Annotated in this window: 6 protein-coding genes; 4 read left to right on the forward strand and 2 right to left on the reverse strand. The window is 71.2% G+C overall.

Going from position 1 to position 6,382, the window contains the following annotated elements:
* Nucleotides 1-5: 5 nt before the first annotated feature.
* From ADL15_RS40665 to ADL15_RS40680, 4 genes are read left to right on the forward strand one after another with little or no spacing between them, the layout of a single operon-like run.
* Nucleotides 6-974, forward strand: a complete 969-nt coding sequence (locus tag ADL15_RS40665; protein WP_083972388.1) for a carbohydrate ABC transporter permease — start codon at nucleotides 6-8, stop codon at nucleotides 972-974.
* Entirely contained in the window at nucleotides 971-1,798 is an 828-nt protein-coding gene (locus tag ADL15_RS40670; RefSeq protein ID WP_067703532.1) for a carbohydrate ABC transporter permease, read from the forward strand. Before ADL15_RS40665 ends, ADL15_RS40670 begins: the two co-directional genes overlap by 4 nt.
* Before the next feature lie 8 nt (nucleotides 1,799-1,806).
* On the forward strand, nucleotides 1,807-3,417 hold the full coding sequence (locus ADL15_RS40675) for a beta-N-acetylhexosaminidase (protein ID WP_067703535.1): 1,611 nt from the start codon (nucleotides 1,807-1,809) through the stop codon (nucleotides 3,415-3,417).
* An 8-nt stretch (nucleotides 3,418-3,425) separates the two neighbouring features.
* The gene (locus ADL15_RS40680) at nucleotides 3,426-4,661 is read left to right on the forward strand and encodes a hypothetical protein (RefSeq protein ID WP_067703538.1); all 1,236 of its coding nucleotides are present in this window, start codon (nucleotides 3,426-3,428) and stop codon (nucleotides 4,659-4,661) included.
* Here the strand turns inward: ADL15_RS40680 and ADL15_RS40685 are convergent.
* Both ADL15_RS40685 and ADL15_RS52170 read right to left on the reverse strand, forming a co-directional pair.
* Entirely contained in the window at nucleotides 4,595-6,088 is a 1,494-nt protein-coding gene (locus ADL15_RS40685) for an alpha-amylase family glycosyl hydrolase (RefSeq protein WP_067703546.1), read from the reverse strand. The two genes, ADL15_RS40680 and ADL15_RS40685, sit on opposite strands and share 67 nt — an antisense overlap.
* A gap of 30 nt (nucleotides 6,089-6,118) precedes the next feature.
* A partial coding sequence (locus ADL15_RS52170) for a zinc ribbon domain-containing protein (RefSeq protein ID WP_157441924.1) occupies nucleotides 6,119-6,382 on the reverse strand: 264 nt, incomplete at its 5' end.

Consider the following 6,382-nt stretch of genomic DNA (forward strand, 5'->3'; position numbering starts at 1 on the left):
CCGGCATGCCCGTCACCACCGCACGACGTGATGCGGCCGGCGCCCCGCCGGCCGTACCACCCCGGCCCCGGCCGGGGTCCCGCCGCCGGCGCAACCTGGCGCCGCTGTGGCTGCTGAGTCCCGCGGGCCTGGTGCTCGCCGTCGTGACGCTCGCGCCGATCGGCTTCCTGCTGTTCACCTCGTTCACCGACTACAACCAGCGGACCCTGTTCACCGGCGCGTACTCCTACGTCGGCGTCGAGCAGTACCGCGACCTGCTGGCCGACCCGACGTTCTGGGCGTCGCTGCTGCGGACCGTGCTGTTCACCACGGCGATGGTGGCCGGCAGCGTGCTGATCGGGATGGGCGTCTCGCACCTGCTCGTCCGGCTCGGCCGCTGGTGGCGCTACACCGTCACGGTGGTGCTGATCGTGGCCTGGGCGGTGCCGAACGTGGCGTCGTCGCTGGTCTGGAACTGGCTGTTCCAGCCCGGGTACGGCGTCGTCAACTGGGCGCTGGACCAGGTGGGCATCTTCGGCGACACCACCGACCTGAACTGGGCGCAGGACCCGGCCAGGGCGTACGCGTCGATCTGGCTCCTGATCGTGTGGCAGGCGGTGCCGTTCATCGCGCTGACCCTCAACGCCGCGGAGAGTCAGGTGCCGACGGAGTACCAGGAGGCGGCCCGGCTCGACGGCGCGACCGAGCTCGCGGTCTACCGCCTGGTCACGCTGCAACACCTGCGGCCGACCCTGCTGCTGGTCACGATCCTGTCGGTGATCTGGGACTACAACGTGTTCAACCAGATCTGGCTGATCTCCCGTGGCGGTCCCGGCGACGCCACCGCGACGCTCGGCGTCTTCACCTACAAGACCGCGTTCGTCGGCTTCCACATCGGCCAGGGCGCGGCGATCTCGGTGGTCACCACGCTGCTGCTGCTCGCGCTGACCGCGGTCTACATCCGCAATCTGCTCCGATCGGGGGAGGACCTGTGAGCCGTCGTGGGCGCTGGGTGGTCAACACCCTCGCGGCGATCTTCTGCCTGGTGTGGGTCTTCCCGGTCTACTGGATGGTCAACACGGCGTTCAAGCCGCGACCGGAAGTGATGACCTCGACGCCGCACTTCCTGCCGGAGCACGCCACGTGGGAGAACTTCCGCAACGCGGTCGGGCAGGACCAGTTCCTCACCGACCTGCGCAACAGCCTGATCGTGGTCGCGGTGACCGTGCTGGCCTCGATCGTGCTGGGCATCTTCGCGGCCGCCGGGCTGTCGAGGTTCCGGTTCACCGGCCGGCGCACCATCATGGTGGTCATCCTGGCCGTGCAGATGCTGCCCGGCACCGCGCTGCTGATCCCGATGTTCGTGATGTTCAACAGCCTGGACCTGCTCGGCACGTACGCGGCGCTGATCCTGGCGTACGTCGCGACCGTGCTGCCGTTCTCGATCTGGGTGATGCGCGGCTTCTTCGTGGCGATCCCGGCCGAGATCGAGGAGGCCGCCCAGATCGACGGCGCGACCACCTGGCGGGTGCTGGTCAGCGTGCTGTTCCCGCTGGTGGCACCGGGGGTCATCTCGACCAGCATCTTCGCCTTCATCGCGGCGTGGAACGACTACCTGTTCGCCTACACGTTCATGCAGGACCAGAGCCGCTACACGTTGCCGGTGTGGCTGGCCTCGTTCACCAATCCGCACACCGGCACCGACTTCGGCGGGCAGATGGCGGCCTCCGTGCTGTTCTCGGTACCCGTCGTCGTCTTCTTCCTGATCATTCAGCGCAACCTCGTCGCCGGAATGTCCGCCGGCGCCGTGAAGGGCTAGGTTCCACCGTGCTGACCCCACGCCCGCTCTCCCTCGTCACGAGCGACGGTGAGCTCATCCTTGACCACGGCACCACCGTGTCCGCATCCGATCAGCTCGGCGGGGTGCTGGCCTGGCTGCAGCAGGCGCTGCGCCCGGCGACCGGCCTGCCGCTGCCGACCGCGGCACGGGCCACCATCACCCTGGAACTCGCCGGCGACCTGGGCCCGGAGGCGTACCGCCTCGACGTCACCCCGGAGCGGGCCACCATCGCCGGCGGTGACCCGGCCGGCGTGTTCTACGGCTGCCAGGCCCTGCTGCAACTGCTGCCGCCCGCGGTCTACCGCCGCGCGCCGGTCGCCGGGCAGCGCTGGGCGGTGCCGGCCGTACGGGTGCACGACGCGCCCCGGTTCGCCTGGCGCGGGGCGATGCTCGACGTCGCCCGGCACTTCCTGCCCAAGCACGACGTGCTGCGCTTCATCGACCTGATGGCACTGCACCGGCTGAACACCCTGCACTGGCACCTCACCGACGACCAGGGCTGGCGCCTGGAGATCACACGCTATCCGCGGCTCACCGAGGTCGGCGCGTGGCGCCGGGAGAGCCAGGTCGGCGCGGTCCGCTCGGCGCGCGGCGACGGCCGCCCGCACGGTGGTTTCTACACACAGGCAGACGTACGGGAGATCGTCGCCTACGCCGCCGACCGCTTCATCACGGTCGTCCCGGAGATCGAGTCGCCGGGCCACGTGCAGGCCGCCCTGGCCGCCTACCCGGAACTCGGCGTCACCGGCCAGCCCCTGGACGTCTGGACCCGCTGGGGGATCAGCCCGAACATCCTCAACGTCGAGGAGTCCACCGTCGGCTTCTTCACCGGCGTGCTCGACGAGGTGCTCGCGCTGTTCCCGTCGCGCTACATCGGCGTCGGCGGCGACGAGTGCCCGAAGGGCCAGTGGCGCGCCGACCCGCGCACCCGGGCGCGGATGGCCGAGCTGGGCATCGCGGGGGAGGAGCAGCTGCAGGCCTGGTTCATCGGCCGCCTCGACGAGCACCTGACCGCGGCCGGTCGCCGGCTGTTCGGCTGGGACGAGATCCTCGAGGGTGACCTGGGCCCGGGCGCCACCGTCGCGTCCTGGCGCGGCATGACCGGTGCGGTCGCCGCCGCCCAGCGCGGCCACGACGTGGTCGCCTGCCCGGACGACCTGGTCTACCTGGACTACCGCCAGTCCGAGTCGCCCGACGAACCCATCCCGGTCTCCATCCCGCTGACCCTGCGGGACGTGTACGCGTTCGACCCGGTCCCGCCGCAGCTGAGCCCGGAACAGGCCCGGCACATCCTAGGCGGCCAGGCGAACCTGTGGACCGAGCACGCCGACTCCCCGCGCACCGTCGACTACCTGGCCTTCCCCCGGCTGTGCGCGGTCGCCGAGGCGCTGTGGACCTCCGGCGACCGGGACTTCGCCGAGTTCGAGCCCCGGCTGCGCCACCACCTGGCCCGCCTCGACGCGCTCGGCGTGGAGTACCGGCACGCCGACGGCCCGCTGCCCTGGCAGACCCGGCCCGGGGTGCCCGGCCGCCCGCAGACCCGCGAGCAGCGCACCGTGCACATCGCCCAGCTGGTCGCGAACATCAGCCCCTCGTGAGGAGACCCATGACAGCGCAGTCCTCCAGCACCAGCCGGCGGTCGCTGCTGGTCGGCGCGTCCAGCACGTTCACCGCCCTGCTCACCGGCACGGTGCTGCCGACCAGCCCGGCGCGGGCGAGCGCACCCGGGTGGATCAGGGGCGCCAGCGCGATCTCCGTACACCAGGCGTTTGATTTTTTAAAGATCAAATTCGATGAGTACGGTACGGGCAGCGCCCTGCGCGTGCCCCGCAGCTACACCGGTGGCTTCTTCGAGACGCCGACGTGGACGTTCGTCAGCTCGTTCACCTACGACGACGCCCTGGTGATCATGGCGTGGCTGGCCCGGGGCGAACGCGACGACGTGCGGCGCGCGACGGTGCTCGGCGACACCCTGCTCTACGCCCAGCAGCACGACCCGATCGGCGACGGGCGCACCCGCGCGTCCTATCAGCCGGACTCGTTCACCACGCTGACCGGGGTGCTCGACATCGGCTCGCCGGCCGCCTACACCGGCAATCAGGCCTGGGCCGGGATGGCGTTCGCCCACCTCTACGCCCGGACCCGGCAGCACCGCTTCCTGACCGGCGCCCTGCGCGCCGCGACCTGGATCCACCAGCACACCTACACCGGCTTCGGCTACACCGGCGGGCGGACCGCCGACGATCAGCCGCTCACCTTCAAGGCCACCGAGCACAACATCGACGCCGGCGCGTTCTTCACGATGCTCGCCCAGCTCACCGGGGACCGCAGCTGGAGCGCACGGGCCCGGCACGCGTTCGCGTTCGTCGCCGCCATGCAGGACCCGGCGTCCGGTCACCTGTGGACCGGCACCGACCCGGACGGCGTCACGGTCAACCGCCACCCGATCCCGGAGGACGTGCAGACCTGGGCCTACCTGGCCACCCTCGACGACCGCTACCGCCGGTCGGTCACCTGGGTGCTCGACCACCTGGCCGCGCAGGACGCCGGCATCACCGGGATCAGCTTCAGCGACACCGACGTCAGCAAGGTGTGGCTGGAGGGCACCGCGCACACCGCCCTGGCCCTGCGGGTGCGCCGGGCCAAGGGCGACGACCTGCTCGGCAAACGGCTGCTCTGGAACATCGCGCGCGCCCAGGGCAACGGTCAGGGGGTGCCGGCCGCGTCCAGCGACGGCCTCGACACCGGGTTCGGCGACCTCTACTACGCGAGCCTTCACACCGGCGCGACGGCCTGGTTCCTGCTCGCCGCGCTCGGCGCCAACCCGTTCAGGATGCCGTAACCGAAACCGGCCACCACCAGCCCGTCCGCGGTCGCCTCGACACCCTCGCCGAGCAGCACGGTGGCACCGGCCGCCTCCGGGGCGGTCATCGTGGCCGGCTCCCGGCGCGGGTTGACGACGACCAGGTGCGACTCGCCGCGCACGTACGCGAACGGGTAGCCCTCGTGGACCACCCGGATGCTCGCCCGGGTCCGCAGCGCCGGCGTGGCCCGCCGCAGCGCGAGCAGCTCGCGGACCAGGGTGAGCGTCGAGGCCGGGTCGCCGTCCTGCGCGGCCACCGTGGGCCGGTCCGCCGCCGGGTCGACCGGCAGGTAGAGCCGGGACGCGTCGGCGGTGGAGAACCCGGCGTTGGGCCCGGCGTCCCACTGCATCGGGGTCCGGCAGCCGGCCCGGTTGTACGCCGGGTTGCACACCGCGCCCTCCACGTCCGGCATCCCCGGCAGGTACCGCATGCCGATCTCGTCGCCGTAGTACAGGCACGGCACGCTGCCCCAGGTGAACAGGAACGTCAGCGCGGCGCCGAGCTGCTCGGCGGTGCGCGGCCCGCAGCAGAGCCGGTCGTAGTCGTGGTCCGCGGTCGCCATCACGATCAGCCGCTGCGGGTCGGTGGCCCGGGCCGCGTCCCACGCGTCGAGGAAGACCCGGGTGCCGCCCTTGCCGGCGGCGTCGAAGAACGGCTCCCGGACCTCGTGGAACGGCAGCACCCCCGCGTAGTGGTTGTCGAAGAGGCTGCCGTGCTCGTCGTGGATGACCAGGAAGAAGTCGGCGTCGAACGCGGTCGGCTCGGCGGTGCGCGGCTCGGTGCCCTCGGGGATCAGCACGGCGTCCGGGTAGGCGACGTCCAGCCAGTCGCGGATCTCACGCCAGATCGCCACCGTGGCGGCCAGGCCCTCGGCCACCTGCTCGTCCTTGATCAGGGAGAACGCCATGTCGACCCGGAAACCGGCGACACCCCGGTCGAGCCAGAACGCGATGACGTCGCGGAGCGCCTGCCGGTTGCGCAGCGGCCCGGGCGCGTCGATCGGATCCCGCCAGGACGCGTCGCCGGCGCCGCGCACCCAGCCGAAGTTGAGCGCGGGCTGCTCGTCGTAAAAGTTCTTCAGATAGTAACCCGGGCGTGGGCCCGGCGAACGCACCCAGGCCGGGGTGCCCGGGGTCTGGTTGCTCCACGCCGCGCTGGGCAGTTCTTCGCACCAGACGTAGCGGTCGCCCTCCGGGTCCGGGCCGTCGGCGGCCAGCTCGCGCTGGAACCAGGCGTGCTCGATCGAGGTGTGCCCGGCGACCAGGTCGAGCATCACCCGGATCCCGCGCTCCCGCGCCCGGACGACCAGCTCGACCAGGTCGTCGTTGGTGCCGTACCGCGGCGCAATCAGGCAGTAGTCGGCGACGTCGTAGCCCGCGTCGACGAACGGCGACGCGCGAAGCACGGGTTGAACCAGTTGACAGTCCTCCCTGCCCTAAAGGACGGGGATTCCCTGGGTCGCCCCAGGGGGTTCCTGCTTCACCGACGACTGCCTCGTCCGAGAGGATCCTCGGTGAGGTCTTACACCGCCTCCACAGGCGATCACGGAGAGCCCCTCCGCGAGAATATTGCGGGCCGCGTTCAGATCCCGGTCATGCACCACACCGCATCGGCAGGTCCACTCGCGCACGTCCAACGGCATCTGCTCGGCGAGAACACCGCAGGCCGAGCACAGTTTCGAACTCGGGAACCAGCGGTC

Origin of the sequence: Actinoplanes awajinensis subsp. mycoplanecinus, from assembly GCF_001509495.1 — a bacterium.
GTDB classification, from domain to species: Bacteria; Actinomycetota; Actinomycetes; order Mycobacteriales; family Micromonosporaceae; genus Actinoplanes; species Actinoplanes palleronii.